The sequence below is a fragment of the Serratia sp. CY32780 genome (assembly GCF_052169135.1).
Classification (GTDB): domain Bacteria; phylum Pseudomonadota; class Gammaproteobacteria; order Enterobacterales; family Enterobacteriaceae; genus Serratia; species Serratia sarumanii.
This window is the reverse complement of the sequence record NZ_JBJNLI010000003.1, coordinates 289,413-311,451: the sequence shown is the minus strand read 5'-3', so window position 1 is coordinate 311,451 and position 22,039 is coordinate 289,413. Positions and strand designations below refer to the sequence as shown.

The following is a 22,039-nucleotide window of genomic DNA, read 5'->3' as shown; positions in this document are numbered from 1 at the left end:
ATTTGATAACAATAATTTTACATCAATCAGCCTCATCCTCCCGCGTTTGCGCTAACTGGCATCCTCGGGTGAGTTTGCTGCTGCCTGAATTCGTCAACCGCTCGCACTGAGGAACGCGCCGTGCAACAACGTCAACGCTGGTTTGGAGTGATCGCCCTGCTGTTTCTGATCGTTATCGCCTATGCGGATCGGGTCAATATCGCCGTGATGTTGGTCAATCCCGACTTCCTGCAACACTTCCAACTCGGCGGCGACCGCGCTCACCAGGGCACGCTGATGACGGTGTTTTTGCTCGGCTACGGGCTGTCCGCCATGTTGCTGACGCCGTTTCTGGAAACGCTGATGGGCTACCGCCGCGCGCTGACGCTGAGCGTGGTGCTGTGGGCGCTGCTCACCGCCGCCTCGCCGCTGGCGGGATCGCTGATGCTGCTGTGCGTGGTGCGCGCGCTGCTTGGCGTCAGCGAAGGGCCGCTGTTCTCGCTGAAGACCATGTACATCGGCGAGCATTTCGCCGCCGACGAGCGCGGCAAGCCCAACGCGGTCAGCGCATTGGGCGTTTCATTGGGGCTGGTGCTCGGCTTTCCGCTGGTGAGTTTTCTGATGGCGCACTTCGGTTGGGCGATGTCGTTTCACCTGCTGGCGCTGCTCAACCTGCTGCTGGGGCTGGCGCTGGTGCGGCTGTTCGTTCACCCGCTCCCCTTATCCTCATCTTCACGCCCAGCCGATCCGCAACCGGTGCTGAACCGCGTCTGGCGCACCTTTGCACTGGCCTGGCGCACGCCGATGCTCGGCTGGATCCTGCTGATCGAGATCGCCACGCTCAGCTACCTGTGGGGCTCCAGCGCCTGGCTGCCGGCGTATCTGACCGATGAAAAGGGGTTTTCCATCAAGCAGATGGGCTGGATGGCCGCGCTGCCTTTCATCGTCAGCATCGCCTCCAAATACCTCGGTGGCGTGTTGCTCGATCGTATCCGCCCTTATCAGGCGCCGCTGATCTTCGTCTGCGGCGGCGCAGCGACCGCGCTGTGCATTTATGGCGTGATGCACAGCCATCAGCTTGGCTGGATCGCCTTCTTCCTGCTGGCGGCCAACGCCTGTTGGGGGGCGCAGGGCGCGGCGATACCCACGCTGCTGCAACATTATGCGCGGCCGGAGGCGGTCGGCAGCGCCTATGGGCTGATCAACGGCATCGGCAATCTGTTCTCGGCGTTTGTGCCGATGGCGATGGGCATGGTGATGACCAGCCAGGGCAAGGTGTCTTCAGGCTTTGCGGTGCTGATCGCCTCGCAGCTGCTGACGCTGCTGGCGGGCGGCGCGCTGTTTGGCCGCATGTTGCTGGCACAGCAGATGAAGCGGGCATAAACCCGTTTCTCTGCCCTGTGCGGCGGAAAACCGAAAGCGTTGAGAGGGTGCTCGTAGATCTGGACGCCAACAGCCAGCAGACGGGGAACATCCCCCGCCGCCGGGTTGCCTTACCGTTCGGATTCGTAAGCCAAAATGGCCGCAACCTCCGTATTGCCCGATCGGATCCGCAGCTCACACAGCGTGCTGCGAGTTATCCATGCCAGTGATATTACCGTGGCACAAATAACCACCAATTTTAACAGGCTCCGTTTGTTCGGCATCATGCCTTCTTCTCCTTGCCTCGCGGCGGGTAAGAGGCTAACTTAACGTTGTCTGGCGTTAGAGTTGGCCTCGGGTTGATGGATATCGACTCGGGGCTTTTCTCTTTGTACCTTTCACGCAGGCTCCAGATACAAAGATCCAGAGCACCCGCGCGCAGTATATTCATCCTCTCCACTCTCCCGATTCCTTTTTACTGACTCAGTTTCATTTCTGCGCAGGATTGCGCAAAGGCGTTGCAACGGACTGAGAAGGCAGCGCGGATGGCGACAAATGCAATAAAAAAGCGGCCCCCATACAATGGAGGCCGCTTTTTCAGCGAGGAGTGGCCTGGCGTCAGGCGTGTTTCTTGGCCGCCTGCAGGTACAGCATCTCCAGGCCCAGGGTCGCCGCGGCCAGCGCGGTGATCTCGGACTGGTCATAAGCCGGCGCCACTTCCACCACGTCCATGCCGACGATGTTCAGCGACTGCATGCCGCGCACCAGCTTCAGCGCGCGATCGGAGGTCAGGCCGCCGATCACCGGCGTGCCGGTGCCCGGTGCGAACGCAGGATCCAGGCAGTCGATGTCGAAGGTCAGATACACCGGCATATCGCCGACGATGCCCTTGATCTGGGTCAGCAGGTCGTCCACGCTGCGATCGTTCACCTGCGCGGCGTCCAGCACGGTAAAACCGTTGTCATGATCGAACTCGGTACGAATGCCGATCTGCACCGAGTGGTGCGGATCGATCAAGCCTTCGTTCGGGGCATGGTAGAACATGGTGCCGTGGTCGAACTTGCTGCCGTTGGCGTAGGTATCGGTGTGGGCGTCGAAGTGCACCAGCGCCAGCTTGCCGAAATGCTTGGCGTGCGCGCGCAGCAGCGGCAGGGTCACGAAGTGGTCGCCGCCGAACGAGAGCATGCGCTTACCGGCCTTCAGCAGTTTCTCCGCGTGCGCCTGCAGCTTGTCGCTCATGTCTTGCGCGTCGCCGAAGTTGAACACGATATCGCCGCAGTCAACTACGTTCAGCCGATCGCGCAGATCGAAGCTCCACGGCCAGCGGTTGCCTTCCCAGGCCAGGTTGGTGGACACCTGACGGATGGCCGCCGGGCCGTGACGGCCGCCGGCGCGACCGGAGGTCGCCATGTCAAACGGAATGCCGGTGATGACCCACTCTGCATCGCTGTCGTAAGGCATGAAGTTCAGCGGAAAGCGCAGGAAACCAAAGGCGTTGGACACTAATGAATTATCGGACTGATGGCCTAAGGTGCTCATAGTAAACCCTCGTAGTTCAACAAGTTGCCGGGCGCAGAGGCCGGGCCGTTACAAAAAAAAATCCCTCCCGCGTCGTTAGCCCGACGAGAAAGGGATTTGTTCGATGTTTGTTTCGGTGCTACCGATACGGCTGATTATGGCCGCATTTTATCCATGCTTCAAGGGGGCCGATATCGCCCCCCTGAAGAGGGCAGTTACTCGTCTTCCAGATACGTGTAGCCGTACAGGCCGGCTTCAAACTCTTCCAGGAATTGCGCCTGCAGCTCGCTGTCCAGATCGGTTTCTTTGACCTGATCGCGGAACTTGGCCAGCAGCGCACCCGGATCGAGCTGCACGTACTCCAGCATGTCCGCCACGGTGTCGCCCTCGTCGGACAACTCGGTCTCGACGCTGCCGTCCGGGAACACGTACACGTCAACCGAGGCGGTGTCGCCGAACAGGTTGTGCATGTTGCCGAGGATCTCCTGGTACGCGCCGACCATGAAGAAGCCCAGCGCCGGCGGGTTCTCCGGATCGTACGGCGGCATCGGCATGGTGGTCGCCACGCCGTCGCCGTCGACGTAATGGTCGATAGTGCCGTCGGAATCGCAGGTGATGTCGAGCAGCACCGCACGGCCTTCCGGCGGCTTATCCAGCCCTTCCAGCGGCAGCACCGGGAACAGCTGATCGATACCCCAGGCATCCGGCATCGACTGGAACAGCGAGAAATTGACGTAGAACTTGTCCGCCATGCGCTCTTGCAGCTCGTCGATGATTGGACGGTGCGCGCGATTGCTCGGATCGAGCTGCTGCTGGATCTTGTTGCAGATGTTCAGATACAGCTGCTCGGCCCAGGCGCGCTTGGTCAGATCCAGCATGCCGTGCGCGTATTGGGTATGCACGTCGTGCAGATCCATCTGGCTGTCGTGCAGCCATTCGCGCAGCGAGCGGCGGTTCTCCGGCTCGTTCATTTCCAGCCAGGTTTCCCACATGCTTTCCAGCGCGCGCGGCGCGTCGGCTTCCGGCGGCAACGGTTCGCTGAATTCGTTGCGCTCGACGCCGATCACGTTGGAAACCAGCACCGTATGGTGCGCGGTCACGGCGCGGCCGGACTCGGTGATCACCGTCGGGTGCGGCAGGCCGTGTTCGTTACAGGCATCGCCGATACCCCAAATCACGTTGTTGGCGTATTCGTTCAGGCCGTAGTTCACCGAGCAGTCGGACTGCGAGCGGGTGCCTTCGTAGTCGACGCCCAAGCCGCCGCCCACGTCGAAGCACTGAATGTTGACGCCCAGCTTGTGCAGTTCAACGTAAAAGCGCGCCGATTCGCGCACGCCGGTGGCGATATCGCGAATGTTGGCCAGCTGCGAGCCCAAGTGGAAATGCAGCAGTTGCAGGCTGTCGAGACGGCCCGCTTCGCGCAGGGTCTCCACCAGCTTCAGCACCTGCACCGCCGCCAGACCGAACTTGGATTTTTCGCCGCCGCTCGACTGCCATTTGCCGGAGCCCTGCGACGCCAGGCGCGCACGCACGCCCAGGCGCGGCACCACGTTCAGCCGCTCAGCCTCTTCCAGCACCAGGTTGATCTCGGACATCTTCTCGATCACCAGGTACACCTTGTGCCCCAGTTTTTCGCCGATCAGCGCCAGGCGAATATATTCACGATCTTTATAGCCGTTACAGACGATCACCGAGCGGGTCATGCCGGCATGCGCCAGCACCGCCATCAGCTCGGCCTTGGAGCCGGCTTCCAGCCCCAGCGGTTCGCCGGAGTTCACCAGCGACTCAATCACGCGGCGATGTTGGTTCACCTTGATCGGATACACCAGGAAATAGCCGCCCTGGTAACCGAAAGACTCACGCGCGCGTTTGAACGCGGCGTTGATCGAACGCAGGCGATGCTGAAGGATCTGCGGGAAGCAGAACAGCGCAGGCAAACGTTGGCCGTCTTGCTGGCGCGTTTTCACCAGTTCTGCCAGATCGACGCGCGCCTGCGGGACATCCGGGTCCGGGCACACGCTGATATGGCCCAGCTCGTTGACGTCATAGTAATTGTTGCCCCAGTAGGCGACGTTATAAGTACGCAGCATCTTGCTGGCATTACGATCATTCATGGCAACCTCCTGCATGGAGCGCAAAGATAAAGACTCGCCCGCAACCGGCGGGCGGTGAATCAACAGATCATCAGACATGGTTCGCCTCACATTCCGCACTGACGAAACCGTCAGCCACTATCGCAGCTACCACCCGCGAGAACAACCCAACAAGCCGCGCTGGCGGCAGCGAAGAGAACCGCCGTTCGCGGTCAGCGATCGGTTTATCACTCATATAATTGTAAGACACCCTGTTCAAACCTCGTGAATCGGGCCAAGAAACATCCCACAGGAAGGCTGCAGGCTACCCTTGTTCAGTTCTTCAGACGACCGTTAGCCGGCCCGAGAATCCTGAGTAGCGGCCAAGTGTTTATCGCACCTGGTAAGTGACAAAGAGACAAGACGGGAAATAGCAGAAGAATGTGCGCCAGAACGGCACTGCTGTTGGGAACCAACAACCGGTAGACAACGGATCATTAATCCAACCACCTCCACGCGCGCCGTTCGGAGTGAACGACCAAGCCTCTAAAATAGTGTAAGAACGTGACCGTTCGATGAAGCGGCGGCGCTCACGGCGAACGCCTGCGACGGATAATAGCGCAACGGCGGCGAATGCAAAGCGGAAGTTTATCGCGCCTTCCCCCACTCAAGACCGCCGTACTGTGCAGCAAATGAACCGCGCGCGCAGTTTATACCGGTAAGCAGGTGAAAAAGCAAAATGAAAATTCGCCGAAAACTGTTTCAAGCGATGAAAATGGCGCCAACCCGTTTGCGCAAAAGAGCGAAAGCGCAAAAAATTACTGGCAATCTGGCTAAACCCTGACCTAAAATAGACGTCCAGATGTTAATCCATCTATACTGGTTAACTGATAAACTGCTTAACGGCTTTGCCTGAGGGGCGTTGCAGGATGCATCTCGCGCCATCAGCGGAAGACCCTTCGCTTTGATGCCGGATCTCCAGCGCTGTGCAGTAATTTCTAACCCGTCTTATGCAAGGTAAAGAACACAATGGCTAAACACCTCTTCACGTCCGAATCCGTCTCCGAAGGACATCCCGATAAAATCGCCGATCAGATCTCCGATGCCGTCCTCGACGCCATCCTGGAACAAGATCCGAAGGCGCGCGTCGCCTGCGAAACCTACGTGAAAACCGGCATGGTGCTGGTCGGCGGTGAAATCACCACCAGCGCCTGGGTCGATATCGAAGAGATCACCCGCAAGACCGTGCGCGAGATCGGCTACGTTCATTCGGACATGGGCTTTGACGCCAACTCCTGCGCAGTATTGAGCGCCATCGGCAAACAATCTCCGGATATCAATCAGGGCGTTGACCGTACCGATCCTCTCGAGCAGGGCGCCGGCGATCAGGGCTTGATGTTTGGCTACGCCACCAACGAAACCGACGTGCTGATGCCGGCCCCGGTGACCTACGCGCACCGTCTGGTGCAGCGCCAGTCCGAAGTGCGTAAAAACGGCACCCTGCCGTGGCTGCGTCCGGACGCGAAGAGCCAGGTGACCTTCCAGTACGACGACGGCAAAATCGTCGGCATCGACGCCGTGGTGCTGTCCACCCAGCATTCCGAAGACATCGCGCTGAAAGATCTGCAAGAAGCGGTGATGGAAGAGATCATCAAACCGGTCCTGCCGGCGGAATGGCTGACGGCGGGCACCAAATACCACATCAACCCGACCGGCCGTTTCGTTATCGGCGGCCCGATGGGCGACTGCGGCCTGACCGGCCGTAAGATCATCGTCGACACCTACGGCGGCATGGCGCGCCACGGCGGCGGCGCCTTCTCCGGTAAGGATCCGTCCAAGGTTGACCGTTCCGCGGCCTACGCGGCACGCTACGTGGCGAAAAACATCGTTGCCGCCGGCCTGGCCGATCGTTGCGAAATCCAGGTGTCTTACGCTATCGGCGTAGCGGAACCGACCTCCATCATGGTGGAAACCTTCGGTACCGAGAAAGTGCCAACCGAACAGCTGACGCTGCTGGTGCGCGAATTCTTCGATCTGCGCCCATATGGCCTGATCCAGATGATGGATCTGCTGCAGCCGATCTACCGCGAAACCGCTGCCTACGGCCACTTCGGCCGCGAGCACTTCCCGTGGGAAGCGACCGACAAAGCCGCGCTGCTGCGCGATGCCGCCGGCCTGAAATAAGCCCCGACATCAACATGAAAACGGCGAGCCCTGGCTCGCCGTTTTTTTTTGAGCGGATGGGTGCTCTTGGATCAACGCATCGACTGCCGGCAAGCGGAGGCAAAGCCCCCGCCGCCGGGTTGCCTTACCGTTCGGATTCGTAAGCCAAAATGGCCGCAACCTCCGTAGTGCCCGCTCGGATCCGCAGCTCACACAGCGTGCTGCGGGTTATCCATGCCAGTGATATTACCGTGGCACAAATAATCACCAGTTTTAACGGGCTGCGTTTGTTCGGCATCATGCCTTCTTCTCCTTGCCTCGCGGCGGGTAAGAGGCTAACTTAACGTTGTCACGCGTTAGAGTAGGCCTCGGGTTGATGAATATCGACTCGGGGCTTTTCTCTTTGTATCTTTCGCAGAAGCTCCAGAGACAAAGATCCAGAGCACCCGCCCGCAGTATATTCATCTCACCGCCACGCCTCGCGTTCCTTTTCGCACGCAATATCGTTTTTGCGCATCCGTTCGCAGCGCCTTGCAACATCATGAAAAATAAAAAAGGCCCAGCAACGCGGAGCCTTTGATGACAGAGAAAACGCAGCCGAGACGCCGCTTACGAGGTCTGCTTACGCAACAGATACACGAAGTACGGTGCACCGATAAAGGTCGCCAATAACCCGGCGGGGATCTGATACGGGAACAGCAGCATCCGTCCGCACCAGTCGGCAAACACCATCAGCAAGCCGCCCAGCAGCGCGGCGATCACCATTTGCGGCAGCGCGCGGCGGAAGCCCAGCATGCGCGCCATATGCGGCGCCATCAGCCCGACAAAGCTCAGCGGCCCTACGGTCAGGGTCGCCATCGCGGTCAGGGTGGCAGCCAGCAACAGAATGCTCAACCGCGCCGGCGTCAGCGCAATGCCCACAGAACGGGCGGTGGCGCCGCCGAGCGGCAGGATGGTCAGCCAGCGGCGGCACAGCGGCGCCAATACCAGCAATCCGGCGGCGATCAGCGCGGTGCGCAGCGCCTGCGCCGGCTCCACCGAATAGGTCGAACCGGAGAGCCAGGTCAGCAAGCCCCCCATACGCGGATCGCCGCTGGCCAACAGCAGGAAGATGACGGTGGTAAAGGCGGTGCTGAGCGCGATACCGGCCAGCAGCATGCGTTCGGTCGAGAAACCGCCGCGGCCTGCGGCGATCATGATGATCAGCAACGTGGCGGCCGCTCCCAGACTGCCGGCGGGCAGCAGCCACACGAAGGCGTCGCCCGGCACCATAAACAGCATCATCACGACGCCAAAAGCGGCGCCGGAGCTGATGCCCAACACTTCCGGGCTGGCCATCGGATTGCCGGTCAACTTCTGGATCAGCGTGCCGGCGACCGCCAGCATCATGCCCGCCGCCAGCGCCGACAACACCCGCGGCCAGCGCCACGGCAGCAGAGCGTCCAGTTCCGCGCCCAGGCTCCAGTGCCAGCCGCCGGCATTTTTGCCCAGCATCAGCGCCAGCGCCAGGCCGATCAGCAGCACGAGGCCGCCCACCAGGATCCAGCCGGGCAGATTCCCGCGTTCGGCAGGCACCTTGTCGCCGAGGTTCATCGGCGGCGGCGTGGCGGCGCTGCGCAAACGCGGCAGCAGCCACAGCAGCAGCGGCGCGCCGAACAGCGCGGTGGCCGCGCCGGTCGGGATCTCGTGCCACACCTGCGTTACCCCGAGCATCACCTGATCGGTCAGCCACAGCAACAGCGCCCCCAGCAGCGGCGCCAGCATCATGCGGTGCGCCAGGCGGCGAGCCCCCAACATCTTCGCCATTAGCGGTGCAAACAGGCCGATAAAGCCGATAACGCCCACCGCACTCACCAACATGGCGCTGAAGATGATGGCCACCCCCAAAGCACAGAAGCGCGCCATCGACAGCCCTAACCCCAGGTTGCGCGCCACACCGTCGTCCAGCCCCAGCAGCGTCAGCGGGCGCAGCAACAGCGCCGCTAACAGGCCAGCCACCAGCAAACGCGGCAGGAGGAACTGCACGGCGCTCCAGTCCTGTTGGTTCAACGCGCCGGTGCCCCACAGGAACATGCCCTGCAGCTGATCGTAATTAAACAGCGCCAACAGGCTGTTGACCGCGCCGCAGTACAGCCCCAGCACCAGCCCGGCCAGAATCAGCGTGACCGGCGACATCCGCTTGCCCCAGGCGACGCCGAACACCAGCCCGCCCACCACAATCGCGCCCGCCATAGCGGCCAGCTGGCGGGTAAACTCACCTCCCGGCAGCACCCACAGCGTGGCGATGGTCAGGCCAAGCTGCGCGCCGGCGGCGACGCCGAGCGTCGACGGCTCCGCCAACGGATTGCGCAACACCTGCTGGAACAGCACGCCGACCAACCCCAGACCGGCGCCGGCCAACAGCGACACCGTCAACCGCGGCAACAGGCTGTAATGGAACAGCATTTGCCGCACGTCGTCGATGTCCGGCGCGCTGAGCGCCCGCGCCCATTGCGCCGGCGGCAGCTGCTGCGCCAGGTTGTATATCGTCAGGCCACCTGCCGCCGCCAGCAACAGCAGGATCAGCGTCAGCGGCAATTTCCGGATGCCCGAACTCATGACGCACTCTCCTGAGCCTGCGCCAGCAGGCGGCAAAACCGCATCGTCGACAGCGTAGCGCCATAGAACCACACCGCCGACACCTGCCGCAGCTGGTTTTGCCGCACGAAGGGCAACGACTGCCACAGCGGCGTCGCGCTGACCTTGTCCATCATCGCCTGATTACCGTGATCGAGATAGATGACCCGGGCATTACGCACCGTGGCCAACCGTTCAATGCCCACCACCGCCGTGCCCCAGAAATTGGTTTCTTCCTGCCAGGCGTTGCGGATGCCCAGTTGATCCATCGCCTCCTGGAACAGGCTTTTCTGGCCGATGATCAACGCATGGCGCGTGTCGATCAGCGAAAACAGCAGCAGCGGTTGCCGGGTGTAGCTTTGCAGGCGCTGACGCGCGTCCTGCATAAAGCGGTCAAACTGCGCCAGGTGCTGTACCGCGCGGCTTTCTATGCCCAATCGTTGCCCCAGCGCCAGCAGCGACTGGCGGGCGACGGTCAGCGGTTTGCCGCTGCCGTCGTTGAAGCCAAAGCTCATGGTTGGCGCGATGGGTTGGATTTTTTGCGGCGTTGGGCCATAGCCTTGCGACAGTAACACCAGCGAAGGCTGAAGCTGCTGCAGCAGTTCGAGGTTAGGTTCGGTGCGCTGGCCGACGTCGACCACCGTCGCCGGCAGCTTCGGCTCCGCCACCCACAGGTTGTAGTTATGCACATCGGCCACCGCCAGCGGCGTCACGCCCAATGCCAACAGCAGTTCGATCGGCAGCCATTCCAGCGCCGCAACGCGGGCGATATCCGGCGGCGCATCCGCCGCTCGGCCGGGCAACGAGCCCAACAGCGGCGACAGCGCCAGCGCCATCAACAAACGGCGGCGCAGCGGATCGTGAGAAGAAGTGAATGCAGAGGACATCAGTAGACAAAACTCACCGGCGCGCCGCCGCTCGGGTGCGGCAACGTGCCCATAGGAATACCGTAAATTTGTTCCAGCACCGGCCCCTGCATCAGTTCCAGCGGGCCGCCCTGGGCGATCATTTCACCGCCGCGCAGCGCCACCAGATGGTCGCAGTAGCGTGCCGCCATGTTGATGTCGTGCAGCACGGCGATCACCGTGAGATCGCGTTCGCGGCTCAGGCGCTGGATCAGCGCCAGCACCTCGACCTGGTGCGCAATGTCCAGCGCCGAGGTCGGTTCGTCAAGCAGCAGGCAGCGGCTGTCCTGCGCCACCATCATCGCCAGCCAGGCGCGTTGGCGCTCGCCGCCGGAGAGGCTGTCCACCAGGCGGCTGGCGAACGGCTTCAGCCCCACCAGCGCGATGGCCTCTTCCACCAATTGGCGATCGTTGGCGCCAAAACGCCCCAGCGCGCCGTGCCACGGATAGCGGCCGACGGCCACCAGCTCGCGCACCGTCATGCCTTCCGCCGCCGGCAACTGCTGCGGCAGGTAGGCCACCTGGCGGGCGAAGGATTTGCTGTCCCACTGCGCCAACGGCTGCCGATTGAGCAAAACCTGACCGCCGCTGGGCGCATGATGCCGCCCGAGCAATTTCAACAGGGTGGATTTACCGGAACCGTTATGGCCGATCAGGCCGCAGACTTTGCCCTGGGGAAAACTGAGCGACAGCGGTTGCAACAGCACCCGGCCGGGGACGGCGAAGCTGGCGTTATCCAGCGCGAAGGTCGCGCCGGGATTAAGAAGTTTGTCCTGCATAGATCCTGCTTTGTCCGGGGCGACGCGGCGCCGCCCCGGCTATCCGGTTAGAAACGGAAGGTTGCGGTGGCGACCACCTGGCGTTCTGCGCCCCAGTAGCAGCCATAAGTAGCAAAGCAGCTGGAGACATATTCCTTATCAAACAGGTTGTTCACATTGATGCCAATCGAAGAACCCGGCAAATTGAAACGCGCCAGATCATATTTTATCGCGGCATCAAACACCGTGTAATCCTTCACTTTAAACGTATTGGCCTCGTCACCATAGCTGGAGCCAACATAGCGAACGCCTGAACCCAAGGTCAAACCGCTAATCGCAGTTTCATGGAAGGTGTAATCCGCCCACAGAGAAGCCATGTGTTTAGGGATAGCGGAAGGTGTATTCCCCTGTAGCGAAGTATCTTTAGTATATTCAGCATCCGTGTAGGTGTAAGAGCCCAACAGATTGAGGTTAGCCGACAAGGCCGCTTTCGCCTCCAACTCAATCCCACGAGAACGGACCTCCCCACCCTGGACGCTAAAGAACGGATGTTCTAAGTCAGCCACTTTATTGTTGGTTTTAGTCAACTGGTAAAACGCCACACTGGCGGTGATCGGACGATCCTTAGGTGCGTATTTAACCCCAGCCTCATACTGCTTGCCTTTAGAGGCAGCAAATGTATTGCCTGAGAAATCAGTGCCTGAGGTTGGCTCAAACGATTCGCTGTAGCTGACATAAGGCGCGATGCCGTTTTCGAAAACATAGTTCAAGCCAGCACGGCCGGTAAACTGGTTATCCTGCTGCTTAGATACGGAATTCTGGTTCAGGCGATTGGTGCTATTGGTATCGCTCCAATCATAGCGCCCCCCCATCGTCAGAACCCAGTTGTTCCATTCAGCCTGATCTTGCACATACAGGCCGGTCTGCTCCTGACGGTTAACCTGACTGGCACCACCGGTAATGGTATAGCTCCGATTGCCGTACTGTGGAGCGATGACATTCAGATTGGATGCACTGCCATATTGATACACAACATCATTGCGCATACGCATATAATCCACACCCATCAACAAGATATGGTCAACTTGCCCGGTCGCAAATTTAGCCTGTGCCTGTGTGTCGACCGCAAAGCTGGACATATGCTCTTTGGAATTCATCACGCCACGCTTCAGCTCAGCTGAATTATCTGGATCAATGCCTAGGCCGTAAATAGAACGGTAGTCCACATCCATTTTCGAATAACGCAGGTTTTGGCGCACGGTCCAAACATCATCAAAACTATGCTCAAAGGCATATCCGACCATTTGCTGCTTGCGGGAAATGTTGTTATAGCCAGGCTCACCATCGTTGAAACTGGTCGGTAACTTACCGTTGATACCATTTTGCACCGTACCTTCTTTCGGCAACCAGCCATAGAAGCCAACGCTAGGATCATCCTGGAAGCTGCTGAGGAAAGTCAAAGAAGTGCGATCATCAGGTCGCCAACTGAAGGAAGGAGCAATAGCATAACGTTTACTTTTCTCGCCAACCTGCTGCTGATCTTCATCGCGCGCAACCCCCGTCAGACGATATGAGTAAACCCCCGCATCATCCAAAGCGTCACTGAAGTCAAAACCGGTCTGGAACAGATTATCTGTCCCCATTTTGAATTGAACTTCGCGCAGCGTCTCTGTTGTCGGCCGCTTACTGACCAGCGCGACCACCCCACCAGGGTTGCTTTTGCCGTACAATACCGAAGACGGTCCGCGCAGTACTTCCGCTCGCTCAAGGAAGTAAGGGTCTATCTGATAAATCGAATAGTTATCGTCCTGCAGTTTCAGGCCATCCAGATACATATTGGTACCTACCGAGCTGAAACCACGGATGTTCACTGCATCATAGGCGGTGGAGGCACCGCGATTTCCAATCATCACACCTGGCGTATAGGCCAGTGCGCCCTTCACCGTATCCGGCTGGCGCATGTCCATCTCTTCACGCGTCACTACGGAAACGGACTGCGGGTTCTTCTCGATTGGCGTATCGGTTTTGGTGCCGGTGGCGCTGCGTTTGGCGACATAGGTGCCGACCGGCCCCCAGGCGCTTTCCTGCTGGGCGGTATTGCTGCCGCCCACAACGGTAATCGTGTCTTCCTTGGTGGCCGGCTTGGCGTCGGCGGAAAAAGCCGGCATCGCCAGCGTGCCCAACGCCGCAGCGACGGTGATCGCTAACGCGCTGACGGGGGTACGGCCCTGCTTGGCCGCGGATGACGAAAGACGCTTGGTCGACATAGTTGATTTCTCTGATGAATTATTAAATGAAGAATGTAAACGATAATAATTATTATAAGCGTCGCATTTTATGCAGAAGCCAAATTAAACTGCAAGCCGAATTCATGGGGCAAATAGGTTAAGGATTAGGCGCTTAGCCATGCGGTTAGCAGGGAAATAAAACGAGCGAAAAAATAAAAAAACCCGCAACCAAGGTTACGGGCTTAATAACAAAGAAAAAATTTTCACCGGGGCCGACGCCCCGGTAGCGATTACTGGCCGAACATATCCTTGATCCAGCCGGCGACGCCATCGCCATCTTTTTGCTCACCCGCCGCCGGTTGCTGCTGTTGCTGCTCCGCCGTCTGGCTGGCCTGGCACAATCCCTGCGGATTGTCAGTCCAGACCGGGATGGTGCGCCAGCTGCCGCCGCCGCAGATAAAGTTGCCGGCAGAGTCGATGCTCATCTGGTTAATGCCTTCCGGCGGCTGCAGCATCAGCGGCAGCGGCGTCTGGTTTTCCAGATAACGACGATACAGGGTCAACGCGCCGTTGGCGCCGGTCAGCTTGGCCGGGCCGTTGTTGTCGCGCCCCACCCAGGCGATCGCCACTTCCTTGCCGTCGATGCCGGCGAACCAGCTGTCGCGCAGATCGTTGGTGGTACCGGTTTTCGCCGCCAGGTTGTAGTTCGGGAACTTCACCGACAGCGAGCGAGAAGTCCCGCGCGCCACGCCTTGCTGCATCGCGTACAGCGTCAGGTAAGCGGCCTGCGCCGGCACCATGCGTTCGGCCTGCGGGAAGCTCTGGTACAGCACCGTGCCGTCTTCGGCGATCACCGAACGCACCGCCGACAGCGGCGCACGGTTACCGCCGCTGGCGATGGTCTGGTACTCCTGCGCGACTTCCATCGGCGTCAGGCCGATCGCGCCCAGCAGCATCGAAGGCACCGGGTTGATCTCCGCTTTCGGGATGCCCAGACGTTGCAGCGTGGCGCTGATCTGATCCAGCCCCACCGACAGGCCAAGGTTCACCGTCGGCACGTTCAGCGAGTTGGCCAACGCATCCACCAGCATCACCTGACCGCGGAATTTGCGATCATAGTTGTTCGGCTGCCAGACGGCGCCGTTCGGCTGTTTCAGCGACAGCGGCGCATCCGCCAGCCAGGTGTTGAGGCGGTATTTATCCGGTTCGGACAGCGCGGTCAGGTACGTCGGCGGCTTGGCCAGCGAGCCGACCAGGCGGCGCGCCTGCATGGCGCGGTTGAAACCGGCGAACTGCGGATTGGCGCCGCCGACCATGGCGCGCACTTCACCGCTGAAGCGATCGACGATCACCATCGCCGCTTCCAGATCCTGCACGTGACGCGCAGCGCGCAGCGCCGGGATGCCGTCTTCGACCGCTTTTTCCGCCGCGTCTTGCGACACCGGATCCAGCGTGGTGAAAATCTTCACGCCGGACAGATCATTCACCTTATCGCCCAGCCTGGTCTGCAGCTCCTGACGCACCATCTGCATAAAGGCCGGCTGTGGCGTAATGACGCCGCCTTTCGGCTGCACGCCCAGCGGACGCGCGCTCAGCATGTCGTACAGCTCGCCGTCGATTACGCCCTGGTTTTGCAGCAGCTTGAGCACCAGATTGCGGCGCTCCAGCGCCAGTTTCGGGTTACGCCACGGGTTATACAGCGACGCGCCCTTGACCATGCCGACCAGCAGCGCCTGCTGATCGAGGCTCAGCTCGTCCACCGGCCGGCCGAAGTAGTACAGGCTGGCCAACGGGAAACCGCGGATCTGGTCGCTGCCGCTCTGGCCGAGGTACACCTCGTTCAGATACAGCTCCAAAATGCGGTCCTTGCTGTAACGGTAATCGACCAGCAGCGCCATATAGGCTTCGTTGGCCTTACGCCACAGCGAGCGTTCGTTGGTCAGGAACAGGTTCTTCACCAGCTGCTGCGTCAGGGTACTGCCACCCTGCACCGCACGGCCGGCGGTCAGGTTGGCCAGCACCGCACGGCCGATGGAATACGGGCTGATGCCGTCATGCTCATAGAAGTGGCGGTCTTCCGTGGCGATCAGCGTATCCACCAACAGATCCGGGAAACCGGCGCGCGGCACGAACAGACGCTGTTCACCGTTTGGCGACTGCAGCATGGTGATCAGGCGCGGATCGAGGCGGAAGAAGCCGAAGCTGCGGCCGCTGTCCAGGTTTTCGATCTTAGCCAGACGGTTGTTCTGGAAATCGAGACGGGCGCGGATCTGCCCTTCTTTACCATCCGGGAAATCGAACGGGCGGCGCAGCATCTCGATGCTGTTGGCCTGCACGGTAAACTCGCCCGGACGCGTCATGCGGCTGACCTGGCGATACTGCATGCCTTCCAGCAGGTTGACCATTTCCTTCTTGCTGTACGGCATGCCCGGTTCCAGGTTGACCATGCGGCCGTACACTGCCGCCGGCAGCTGCCAGACTTTGCCGTCGATGCGGCTGCGGATCTGGGAATCCAGATAGACGCCGTAGATCGCCAACAGGACGGCGATCACCAGGATCAGTTTGATAATCAGGCCGAGCCAGCGGCGTTTTTTACGCGGCGGAGTCGCTTTTACCTTACGCGGCATGCGTTCCTCCTCCTCTTCATACTCATCATCGTCATACTCGTCTTCTTCGTAATCGTCATAATCGTCGTCTCGGCGACGGCGCGGCGGCTTGCGCGACGCGGCATTTTTTGGTTGTTTTCCTTTGCGCCCGATGGGCTCGCGGTCATCCCCAGCCATGGCTGTTGTTCTCCGAGCTTGCCGACACTGCCGGCCATGATTAGTCGCTTAATCTGTGCCTACGCCGCAGCGCTGACCAGAAGAAACATCTGAATTCCAAACCTTGAATGATCGCGGCCTACTGATATTTCTTCGTTCGGCGCGTCGGTACCGCCGTGGCCGGATCGTCCGGCCAAACGTGTTTCGGGTAGCGGCCCTTCATCTCTTTTTGCACCTCGCGGTAGGCGCCTTGCCAGAAGGCCGCCAGATCGCCGGTGATTTGCAACGGCCGGTGCGCCGGTGAGAGTAACTCAAGCACCACCGGGATGCGACCCTCCGCCAACATCGGGCTGCGCTGCTCGCCGAACACCTCCTGCAAACGCACCGCCAGCGCCGGCGGTTTGCCGGCCTCATAACGGATCGGCAGGCGGCTGCCGGTCGGCACAGTGTAATGAGTGGGTAGCGCATTATCCAGCCGCTGCTTTTGCTGCCAGTCCAGCAGGCGGGACAGCGCCTCGGCGATGTTGACCTGCTTCAAGCCGCGCAGATCGCGCACGCCGTTCAGCGACGGCAACAGCCACTGCTCCAGCGCCGCCAGCAGCGGCTCTTCATCCATCGCCGGCCATTCCGCCTCCGGCAACCAGGCTTGCGCGCACTGCAGGCGCACCCGCAATTGTTCGGCGGCGCCCTCCCAGTTGAGCACCGCCAGCCCCTGCGCACGCACCCAATCGAGCAGCGCCTGCTGCAGCTCTTCGTCCGCCGGTTTGGCCAGCGGCTGGGCGCGCAGCGTCAAACGGCCGATCTGCTGGCGCTTCCAGGCGCGCAGCGTGCCCTTCTCGTCATCCCACTCCACCGCCGTGCGCTGCGTGACGATCGCCGGCAGCTGCGCCGCCAGCGCGTCGATGTCCACCGGCAGCGCCAACAGGATGCGCGCATCGGGGCTGTTGTGGCCCTGCAACAGGCTGGGGACGATGAGCCAGGGCGCGCGCGACAGCGCCTCATCCTGATTCATCGCCGCCCCCATGCCGTTGGCCAGCAGGTAGCGGCCGTCCTGGCCTCGCCGCTGGGCGATGCGATCGGTAAACGCCGGCGCCAACAGGCGCGGCGCCAGATCGACGTCGACTTGCCCTGCACGTTGCGGCAGGCGTTTGGCCAACTGCGCGGCACGCTGCCGCCAGTTCGGTTGCGGGCGGCTCAGCCAGTAGCCGATATCCATCTGCCCGCCGCGCGGCGGTTCTTCCAGCAATGCCGCCAGCAACGCCGCCGTCGCCAGGCCGTCGGCACTCAGCGCCGCGCCGGCGGTCAGCATCGTCGCCAGCCGCGGCTCGCATCCCAGCGCGGCCATCTGGCGCCCCGGTGCGGTAAGTTTGCCACCGTCATCCGTGGCCCCCAGCCGGTGCAACAGCGCCCTGGCCGCCGCCAATGCGGCGGCAGGAGGCGCATCCAGCCAGGTCAGCTGCGCCGGGTCGTGGCAACCCCACTGCAGCAACTCGAGCCAAAAGCCGGTGAGATCGCTCTGTAAAATGTCCGGTTCGGCGTGTTCCGCCGCGCGCTCCGCCTGTTCTTTGGCGAACAGATGCCAGCAAATGCCCGGCTCAAGACGCCCGGCGCGCCCGGCGCGCTGCACCATCGAGGCCTGACTGATGCGCTGCGTCGCCAGCCGCGTCAAACCGTTGCGTACGTCGTAACGCGCCACGCGTTCCAGGCCGCTGTCCACCACCAGCCGAATGCCCTCGATCGTCAGGCTGGTTTCAGCGATGTTGGTCGCCAGCACCACCTTGCGGCGGCCAACCGCCGCCGGCTGAATCGCTTTTTGCTGCTGCGCCAGAGGCAGCGCGCCATACAGCGGGCAAAGATCGGTATCGCTCGCCACCTCGCCGGTCAATCGCTCCAGCACCCGATTGATCTCCGCCACGCCCGGCAGGAACAGCAGCAAAGACCCCGGCTGTTCGGCCAGCAACCGCTTCACCGCCGCCGCTACGCCATCTTCCAGCCGCTGATGGCTGGCCAACGGCTGATATAAACGTTCAACCGGGAAGCTGCGCCCCTCGGACACCACCACCGGCGCTGCCGGCAGCAGCTGCGACAGGCGCGCGTTGTCCAGGGTGGCCGACATGATCAGCAGTTTCAGATCGTCGCGCAGCCCTTGCTGCACGTCGAGCAGCAGCGCCAGCGCCAAATCGGCCTGCAGGCTGCGTTCGTGGAACTCATCGAGGATCACCAGCGACACGCCCTGCAGTTCGGCGTCCTGCTGCAGCATGCGGGTGAGAATGCCTTCCGTCACCACTTCCAGCCGGGTCTGCGGCCCGCTTTTACTCTCGGCGCGCATGCGGTAGCCCACGGTCTGGCCGGGCTCCTCCCCCAGTTGCTGCGCCAGGCGATAAGCGACGTTTTTCGCCGCCAGCCGCCGCGGCTCCAGCATGATAATGCGCCCCGACAACCCGGCCTTAGCCAGGATCTGCAGCGGCAACCAGGTGGATTTACCGGCGCCGGTCGGGGCGTGCAACAGTACCTGAGGAGCGGACTGCAACGCAGCCAGCAACTCATCAAGCACCGCGCTGACGGGCAATGAAGACACTGAACTCTCCGTGGTGGTTAACGTTAAACGGCGTACAGTGTAGCATTAGCTTTGCCCCCGTAGCCTTTCAAACTGCGGCGTCGTTAGCTATAGTACGGAGCTCGTCCAGGCGTCCCGCTTCGCGCGAGGCCGCTGCAAGCCGCATTCAAATCTGTTCCTGACGGATTTGTCATTATTTACCGAGCCCCCATGTCCAATTCGCGCCGCCTGTTTTTCGCCCTGTCCTTGCCTGATGCCCTGCAACAGCAGGTGATCCGCTGGCGCGCCGAGGCGTTTGCGCCGGAGGCCGGCCGGCCGGTGGCGGCGGCTAATTTGCACCTGACGCTGGCGTTTCTCGGCGAAGTCACCGCGCAGAAAGAGCTGGCGCTGCGCAAACTGGCCGGCCGCATCGTGCAACCCGGCTTCAGCATGCGGCTCGACGATCTCGGCCATTGGCCGCGCCCCGGCGTGGTCTGGCTCGGCACCCGCCGCGCGCCGCGCGGGCTATTGCAGCTGGCCGAACTGCTGCGTTCGCAGGCCGCCCGCAGCGGCTGCCATCAAAGCGCGTTGCCGTTCCATCCGCACATCACGCTGCTGCGCGCCGCCACCCAGCCGGTGGCGATCCCGCCGGCGACGCCGGGCTGGGCGTTCAGCGCCGACGCCTTTTCCTTGTATGAGTCGGTGTTCGAAAACGGGCGCACCCGTTACCAACACCTCGAACAGTGGCCGCTGGCCACGCAGGCATCCGCATGATTTTCTCTCCACCGCTGCGTTCCGCCACGCTGATAAAACGTTACAAACGCTTTCTGGCGGACGTGATTACCCCGGAAGGGGAAACCTTTACGCTGCACTGCGCCAATACCGGCGCCATGACCGGCTGCGCCACGCCCGGCGACACCGTTTGGTACTCCACGTCGGACAACCCCAAGCGCAAATACGCCCACAGCTGGGAACTGACCCATACCCAACAGGGGCACTGGATCTGCGTCAATACCCTGCGCGCCAACGCGCTGGTGCGCGAGGCGATCGAACACAATTTAATCAATGAATTATCCGGTTACAGTAAAATCAGCGGCGAAGTGAAATACGGCGGTGAAAACAGCCGTATCGATTTGTTATTACAGGCAGAAAATCGGGTTAACTGCTATATTGAAGTTAAGTCAGTCACATTACTGCAACAACAACGTGGTTACTTTCCTGATGCGGTAACGCTCAGAGGGCAAAAGCACCTGCGTGAGTTGCTCAGCGTGGTTGAAAGCGGGCAACGGGCGGTGTTGTTCTTTGCCGTGTTACACAGCGGTATTGAGCAGGTCGCACCGGCACATCATATAGATGAGCGCTATGCGGCGCTGTTGGCACAGGTCCGGCAGTTGGGAGTGGAAGTGGTTTGCTACGGGGCAAAGTTATCACCTGACGGTATTTATCTCTGCGATAAGCTGCCGTTTTTTATCGATTAGCGCGGTCGGGTCCCTATAAATAGACAACCGGCCAGCACGATCGCCAAATACGCCCTCCTTCACACGATTGTCAAGCGGGCGACAGGAATAATTGCCAACCTACCTTCCTTCTGTTATTTATAGCGGCCTGTTTTTCCCCCGCATTGGGGATTCGATAGTGCGTGTGTATGTAGGAGAAGCAACATGCAAGAAGGGCAAAACCGTAAAACCTCGTCCTTGAGCATTCTCGCCATCGCTGGGGTGGAGCCGTACCAAGAGAAGCCGGGCGAAGAGTACATGAACGACGCCCAGTTGTCGCATTTCAAGCGCATTCTTGAAGCGTGGCGCAACCAGCTCAGGGACGAAGTGGACCGTACTGTATCGCATATGCAAGAAGAGGCAGCCAACTTCCCTGATCCGGCCGACCGTGCTACTCAGGAAGAAGAGTTCAGCCTTGAACTGCGTAACCGTGACCGTGAACGCAAACTGATCAAAAAGATCGAGAAAACGCTGAAGAAAGTGGAAGACGATGATTTCGGCTACTGCGAATCTTGCGGCGTGGAGATCGGCATTCGTCGCCTCGAAGCGCGTCCGACCGCCGATCTGTGCATCGACTGCAAGACGCTGGCTGAGATCCGCGAAAAGCAGATGGCCGGCTAATACCGTTGTTACCGCTGCGGCGTGCGCACCCGCGTGCGCGTGCGCCGCACAGAGAAAAGGGAACCACTCCCCTCTGATATGCAAGAAAGTCATTATGTGGGGCGCTTTGCCCCATCGCCTTCCGGGGATCTGCATTTCGGTTCGCTGATTGCCGCTCTGGGAAGCTACCTTCAGGCTCGCGCCCAACGCGGGCAGTGGCTGGTTCGCATCGAAGATATCGACCCGCCGCGCGAAGTCCCCGGCGCCGCCGCTCGCATCCTGTCCGCGCTGGAACATTATGGTCTCCACTGGGACGGCCAGGTCATCTATCAATCCCAACGTCACGACGCCTATCGCGCCGCGCTGGATCTGTTGCAGCGTCAGGGGCTCAGCTATTACTGCACCTGCACCCGCAGCCGCATCCAGCAGATCGGCGGATTGTACGACGGCCACTGCCGCGACTTGCAGCTCGGCCCGCAGGGCGCCGCCATCCGCTTGCGCCAGACCGCGCCCGTTTACGGGTTCCACGATCGCCTGCAGGGAGAGTTGCACGCCGATCCGGCGCTGGCGGGGGAAGACTTTATCATTCGCCGCCGCGACGGGCTGTTCGCCTACAACCTGGCGGTGGTGATCGACGACCATTTTCAGGGCGTGACCGAGATTGTGCGCGGCGCCGACCTGATCGAACCGACGGTGCGTCAAATTGCCCTCTACCGCCAGCTGCAGGCGCCGGTGCCCGCCTATGTGCATCTGCCGCTGGCGCTGGGCGCCAACGGCATCAAGCTGTCGAAGCAAAACCATGCGCCGGCGTTGCCCGCCGGCGATCCGCGCCCGGTGCTGATCGCCGTGCTGAAATTTCTGCGCCAACCGCTGCCGGAAAGCTGGCAAGATCTTGACCTGCCATTATTATTGAGCTGGGCGGTCGCACATTGGCGGTTGGAAAACGTGCCGCGTCAGGAGGCTATCCCTCTGGATGAAAACACGCCGGCATTCTCAAAGGAGCCATGGTGAGCTATGATTAGCCGCTATTTTTTGTTAGCTCCA

Annotated in this window: 16 protein-coding genes; 6 read left to right on the top strand and 10 right to left on the bottom strand. The window is 60.9% G+C overall.

What is annotated here, in order from left to right; translation table 11 throughout:
* Positions 1–120: 120 nt before the first annotated feature.
* On the top strand, positions 121–1,362 hold the full coding sequence (locus tag ACJ8HH_RS17705) for an MFS transporter (protein ID WP_033649618.1): 1,242 nt from the start codon (positions 121–123) through the stop codon (positions 1,360–1,362).
* A 110-nt stretch (positions 1,363–1,472) separates the two neighbouring features.
* Here the strand turns inward: ACJ8HH_RS17705 and ACJ8HH_RS17700 are convergent, their stop codons facing one another.
* The 3 genes from ACJ8HH_RS17700 to speA form a co-directional block, all read right to left on the bottom strand.
* Positions 1,473–1,625, bottom strand: coding sequence for a Hok/Gef family protein (locus ACJ8HH_RS17700; RefSeq protein WP_033638576.1), 153 nt, complete (start codon positions 1,623–1,625; stop codon positions 1,473–1,475).
* A gap of 334 nt (positions 1,626–1,959) precedes the next feature.
* Positions 1,960–2,880 (bottom strand): agmatinase, encoded by a 921-nt coding sequence (gene speB / locus ACJ8HH_RS17695; RefSeq protein ID WP_004937606.1) that lies wholly within the window; start codon positions 2,878–2,880, stop codon positions 1,960–1,962.
* Positions 2,881–3,074: 194 nt separating this feature from the next.
* The gene (gene speA / locus ACJ8HH_RS17690) at positions 3,075–5,051 is read right to left on the bottom strand and encodes a biosynthetic arginine decarboxylase (RefSeq protein WP_033649617.1); all 1,977 of its coding nucleotides are present in this window, start codon (positions 5,049–5,051) and stop codon (positions 3,075–3,077) included.
* Positions 5,052–5,960: 909 nt separating this feature from the next.
* Between speA and metK the strand changes: the two genes are divergently transcribed.
* The gene (metK, locus tag ACJ8HH_RS17685; protein ID WP_033654692.1) at positions 5,961–7,115 is read left to right on the top strand and encodes a methionine adenosyltransferase; all 1,155 of its coding nucleotides are present in this window, start codon (positions 5,961–5,963) and stop codon (positions 7,113–7,115) included.
* A gap of 124 nt (positions 7,116–7,239) precedes the next feature.
* Here metK and ACJ8HH_RS17680 read toward each other — a convergent pair whose 3' ends face one another.
* From ACJ8HH_RS17680 to hrpB, 7 genes are all read right to left on the bottom strand, one after another.
* On the bottom strand, positions 7,240–7,392 hold the full coding sequence (locus ACJ8HH_RS17680; RefSeq protein ID WP_033649633.1) for a Hok/Gef family protein: 153 nt from the start codon (positions 7,390–7,392) through the stop codon (positions 7,240–7,242).
* Between the two features lie 311 nt (positions 7,393–7,703).
* Complete coding sequence (fhuB, locus tag ACJ8HH_RS17675; protein WP_060451976.1) at positions 7,704–9,692, bottom strand: Fe(3+)-hydroxamate ABC transporter permease FhuB; 1,989 nt, start codon at positions 9,690–9,692, stop codon at positions 7,704–7,706.
* Positions 9,689–10,597 carry a Fe(3+)-hydroxamate ABC transporter substrate-binding protein FhuD gene (gene fhuD, locus ACJ8HH_RS17670; RefSeq protein ID WP_060451975.1) on the bottom strand — a complete coding sequence of 303 codons (909 nt, stop codon included), beginning with the start codon at positions 10,595–10,597 and terminating at the stop codon, positions 9,689–9,691. The genes fhuB and fhuD overlap by 4 nt, the downstream gene beginning before the upstream one ends.
* On the bottom strand, positions 10,597–11,394 hold the full coding sequence (fhuC, locus tag ACJ8HH_RS17665; RefSeq protein WP_033649613.1) for a Fe3+-hydroxamate ABC transporter ATP-binding protein FhuC: 798 nt from the start codon (positions 11,392–11,394) through the stop codon (positions 10,597–10,599). Before fhuC ends, fhuD begins: the two co-directional genes overlap by 1 nt.
* A gap of 47 nt (positions 11,395–11,441) precedes the next feature.
* Positions 11,442–13,640, bottom strand: a complete 2,199-nt coding sequence (gene fhuA / locus ACJ8HH_RS17660; RefSeq protein WP_033649612.1) for a ferrichrome porin FhuA — start codon at positions 13,638–13,640, stop codon at positions 11,442–11,444.
* A gap of 251 nt (positions 13,641–13,891) precedes the next feature.
* On the bottom strand, positions 13,892–16,384 hold the full coding sequence (gene mrcB / locus ACJ8HH_RS17655) for a bifunctional glycosyl transferase/transpeptidase (RefSeq protein WP_197766275.1): 2,493 nt from the start codon (positions 16,382–16,384) through the stop codon (positions 13,892–13,894).
* 118 nt (positions 16,385–16,502) lie between these two features.
* Positions 16,503–18,941, bottom strand: coding sequence for an ATP-dependent helicase HrpB (gene hrpB, locus ACJ8HH_RS17650; RefSeq protein ID WP_183091770.1), 2,439 nt, complete (start codon positions 18,939–18,941; stop codon positions 16,503–16,505).
* Between the two features lie 189 nt (positions 18,942–19,130).
* Here hrpB and thpR point away from each other — a divergent pair, with 189 nt between their 5' ends.
* The 4 genes from thpR (at position 19,131) to gluQRS (ending at position 22,006) form a co-directional block, all read left to right on the top strand.
* The gene (gene thpR, locus ACJ8HH_RS17645; RefSeq protein WP_033649609.1) at positions 19,131–19,673 is read left to right on the top strand and encodes an RNA 2',3'-cyclic phosphodiesterase; all 543 of its coding nucleotides are present in this window, start codon (positions 19,131–19,133) and stop codon (positions 19,671–19,673) included.
* Positions 19,670–20,377 carry a DNA/RNA nuclease SfsA gene (gene sfsA, locus ACJ8HH_RS17640; protein ID WP_004937572.1) on the top strand — a complete coding sequence of 236 codons (708 nt, stop codon included), beginning with the start codon at positions 19,670–19,672 and terminating at the stop codon, positions 20,375–20,377. The genes thpR and sfsA overlap by 4 nt, the downstream gene beginning before the upstream one ends.
* Before the next feature lie 183 nt (positions 20,378–20,560).
* The gene (gene dksA / locus ACJ8HH_RS17635; RefSeq protein WP_004937569.1) at positions 20,561–21,016 is read left to right on the top strand and encodes an RNA polymerase-binding protein DksA; all 456 of its coding nucleotides are present in this window, start codon (positions 20,561–20,563) and stop codon (positions 21,014–21,016) included.
* Between the two features lie 78 nt (positions 21,017–21,094).
* Positions 21,095–22,006 (top strand): tRNA glutamyl-Q(34) synthetase GluQRS, encoded by a 912-nt coding sequence (gluQRS, locus tag ACJ8HH_RS17630; RefSeq protein ID WP_039567236.1) that lies wholly within the window; start codon positions 21,095–21,097, stop codon positions 22,004–22,006.
* Positions 22,007–22,039: the final 33 nt, after the last annotated feature.

What these genes read in the sequence shown, in the direction of transcription:
- fhuC (WP_033649613.1), bottom strand. Translation starts at nt 11,394, where the DNA reads ATGCAGGACAAACTTCTTAATCCCGGCGCGACCTTCGCGCTGGATAAC.
- fhuA (WP_033649612.1), bottom strand. Translation starts at nt 13,640, where the DNA reads ATGTCGACCAAGCGTCTTTCGTCATCCGCGGCCAAGCAGGGCCGTACC.
- ACJ8HH_RS17700 (WP_033638576.1), bottom strand. Translation starts at nt 1,625, where the DNA reads ATGCCGAACAAACGGAGCCTGTTAAAATTGGTGGTTATTTGTGCCACG.
- fhuB (WP_060451976.1), bottom strand. Translation starts at nt 9,692, where the DNA reads ATGAGTTCGGGCATCCGGAAATTGCCGCTGACGCTGATCCTGCTGTTG.
- thpR (WP_033649609.1), top strand. Translation starts at nt 19,131, where the DNA reads ATGTCCAATTCGCGCCGCCTGTTTTTCGCCCTGTCCTTGCCTGATGCC.
- dksA (WP_004937569.1), top strand. Translation starts at nt 20,561, where the DNA reads ATGCAAGAAGGGCAAAACCGTAAAACCTCGTCCTTGAGCATTCTCGCC.
- mrcB (WP_197766275.1), bottom strand. Translation starts at nt 16,384, where the DNA reads ATGGCTGGGGATGACCGCGAGCCCATCGGGCGCAAAGGAAAACAACCA.
- speA (WP_033649617.1), bottom strand. Translation starts at nt 5,051, where the DNA reads ATGTCTGATGATCTGTTGATTCACCGCCCGCCGGTTGCGGGCGAGTCT.
- gluQRS (WP_039567236.1), top strand. Translation starts at nt 21,095, where the DNA reads ATGCAAGAAAGTCATTATGTGGGGCGCTTTGCCCCATCGCCTTCCGGG.
- metK (WP_033654692.1), top strand. Translation starts at nt 5,961, where the DNA reads ATGGCTAAACACCTCTTCACGTCCGAATCCGTCTCCGAAGGACATCCC.
- sfsA (WP_004937572.1), top strand. Translation starts at nt 19,670, where the DNA reads ATGATTTTCTCTCCACCGCTGCGTTCCGCCACGCTGATAAAACGTTAC.
- ACJ8HH_RS17680 (WP_033649633.1), bottom strand. Translation starts at nt 7,392, where the DNA reads ATGCCGAACAAACGCAGCCCGTTAAAACTGGTGATTATTTGTGCCACG.
- speB (WP_004937606.1), bottom strand. Translation starts at nt 2,880, where the DNA reads ATGAGCACCTTAGGCCATCAGTCCGATAATTCATTAGTGTCCAACGCC.
- fhuD (WP_060451975.1), bottom strand. Translation starts at nt 10,597, where the DNA reads ATGTCCTCTGCATTCACTTCTTCTCACGATCCGCTGCGCCGCCGTTTG.